The following is a 2,740-nucleotide window of genomic DNA, read 5'->3' as shown; positions in this document are numbered from 1 at the left end:
AATCCTGCCCCCGCAACCACTGAAACTTGAATATTTTGCCATTCAAGTCGTTTAACAGAAAGCTCCTCCGCATATGCGTCGAGGAGCTTTTTTTGTTTCTGCGCAGTGTCGAGTTCGCCGGCGCGAAGCTTCTCCAGATAATCGTGCTGCTTCAGCGCCTCGAACTGCTTCTCGAGGATCGTTGCCGCTTCCATCGCAGCCAGGATCGAGGCGATGCGGCCGTGGACTTCGAGGGATGCCGGCTGGTGGCCGGGTGTCTTGCCGATGACGACCTTCTGGATGAACTGGCGCACGATGTTGATGAACGGCTGCTTCGTCTCGGTATCGGCGTGCTCGCGCATATAATAGAATGCCGAGTTGATGATCAGCTCGACCGCTTCGGGACTGACTTCCGCCTTCAGCTTCCTGATCTTCTCCCCGAAATCTTCCTGCGCCGGCGTTTGCTTTAGACGCGCTTCAAGGCCGGCGCGGCGCTCCTCAAGTTGATCGAGCATGTCGTCGTAGGCGGGCAGACGCGGCCGGCCTTCGGCGGCACGATCGCTGATCTGCTGAATAATCTGGCGCTGTTCCTGTTCGGCAGCTTTCAAGTCCCCGGAAATGCGCTGGCGCTCGTCGGGTTCATTCTTGACGGACGCTGCGAGGTTGCGGCGCGCCTGTGCGGTGACGTCGTCGAATACGCCCATGCCGAAGAATGCGGCGGGCAGGCAGGACAGAACCCGATCCTCCAGGTTCTTGCGCAGGATGGTCTTCTGGTTGGAGCAGCAGGCGCCGCCGAGCCCGTCGATTGGCAGCTTGTTCTTGTGGTTGGAGCAGCCGTAGCGTTCCTTGGCCATGATGGCGTAGGAGCCACCGCACTCGGCGCACTCCAGCATTCCGCTCAGCAGGTAGCTCGGCCGATGCGTCCTGTTCAGCCGATTGGTGGTTGTCCGGGAAAAGTTCTCGAGCGTCGTCAGTTGCCGTTCTTTTACGCGCGCCCAGAGTTCGTCGCTGACGATGCGCATGGACGGCACTTCCGTCACAACCCATTCGCTTTTGTCGTTGAGGCGGGCGGTGCGCCGTTCGGTCTCCGGGTTCTTGCGGTAATTCTGCTTGTTCCAGACGACTCGGCCGACATAGAGTTCGTTGTGGAGGATGTCGGCCTGCCGCTTGCCGTCACCACGGATCGTGTCGTCGCGCCAGTACTTGTGCTGGGGTGCAGGGATATGGCGCGCATTGAGGCTCTGGGCGATTGCTGCCGGGCTGACGCCATTTGCATATTGCTCGAAGATCCAGCGCACGATCTCGGCCTGGGCCGGTTCGACCTCGCGCAGGCCCTTGATCCGGTCGCCGTTGGCGTCGCGCTGCTGGCCGAGGCGGTAGCCGTAGGAAAGGCGCGTGGTTGCGATGCCCTTGCGCGCCGCTGTCTTCATGCCTTCTCTCGTGCGGTAGCGGATCTGCTCGACCAGTTCATGGCTGAGTGTGGAGCGCATATGCAGCTCGATATGACTGATCTCCTGGCCGGCCTGAACCGTCCAGATCGCCGTGTCGTGGTAGTTGAGTTCCTTGAGGATTTTTGAACTGTGCTCGACGTCGCGCGACAGTCGGTCGACGGTGACACAGAGCACGATATCGATCCGCTCGCGCTTTACATGCGCCAGAAGCTGCTGGATGCCGGGACGCGATGTGAAGGAGGTTCCGCTGATCGCGGAGTCGGCATAGGTCTCGACCAGCTTCCAGCCTCTGTCGGCGACAAACGTCTTGCCGAGTTCGATCTGGGTTTCGATCGATACTTCGTTCTGGCGGTCGGTGGAGTAGCGGGCATAAAACAACACAGTCTTGGTCATCGGGTCTCTCGTATCGAGATGAATTTAGGGACATGGTAACCGGCGGCGGGGTGCTTGAGAGCCCCGCCGCGATGCCAGATCATCATGGTCTGGCGGTTGGCAGGTACTGGCGACAATAATTGCCGCAATAAGGGGCCACTCCTGAGCGCTGGTCAGTAACCCATCGTGGCGCGGTAGGCCGCGGCCTCATCGGTGTTGCCGCCAATCCAGCCATGCTCCTGAAGCTTGAGAAGGCTGTCGACGACGCCATCGCGCGCGCCGCACCACGTCCAGCCGGAATCGGCGGGGCGGATAATGAAGACTTCAGTGGAAGTCACCTTGATCCGCATTGCGCCGGTCTCCGCCTTGACGGCTTCGCGAAACAGGCGATCCAGTTCCTTGATCCGGCGTTTCTGTTCGGCCGTCAGGTGCGCCGGCTGGACGCGGGACGGGGTCTTCGGCGGGATATGCGTCGCGGGGATACAGTGGGTGAGGACGAACACACGGTGCACTTTCTTGCGCCGCCAGGGTGCCCGGTCGATATCGACCATCAGGCCGTTGTTGGTCACGTCGCAAAACAGCTCACCACTGATCGCAACACGGTGGTTGCCCAGAAAAACGACGCAGGGATGGCTTTGCTGGATTCCCGTCCGGGCTTTGAGGTACGCAGCAAGGGTCGGGCGACCTTTGATGTCGTGCCATTCTCCCGCATAGCCCAGCAATCGCAAGGTGCTCTCGATCTCGTCGTCGTGCGTCTTCGTGATCGCGGGAGCGCGACGACGGTCTACCCAGCCAGCGCCATGACGGTTGAGGCGCACGGCATCCCGGACGCGGGACATCGGCTCACCCGTGATGGAGGCCATGGCTACTGTGCCGGAATGCAGCCGGCATTTGGTGTCGTTGTCGACATCGTGGAGGTGGTGGGTCTTGATCGCACC

The 2,740-nt window shown here is 60.9% G+C and carries 2 protein-coding genes; both read right to left on the bottom strand.

All coding sequences use genetic code 11. The features are described 5' to 3' along the window. A partial coding sequence (locus L901_RS21215) for a recombinase family protein (protein ID WP_245289672.1) occupies positions 1–1,811 on the bottom strand: 1,811 nt, incomplete at its 3' end. Between the two features lie 164 nt (positions 1,812–1,975). Then, positions 1,976–2,740 (bottom strand): hypothetical protein (locus L901_RS27520; protein ID WP_059760084.1); only part of this gene is annotated, 765 nt, incomplete at its 5' end.

The sequence above is a fragment of the Agrobacterium sp. D14 genome (assembly GCF_001526505.1).
Lineage (GTDB): Bacteria > Pseudomonadota > Alphaproteobacteria > Rhizobiales > Rhizobiaceae > Agrobacterium > Agrobacterium leguminum.
The sequence above is the reverse complement of the archived record's forward strand: the minus strand, read 5'-3'. Positions and strand labels throughout refer to the sequence as shown.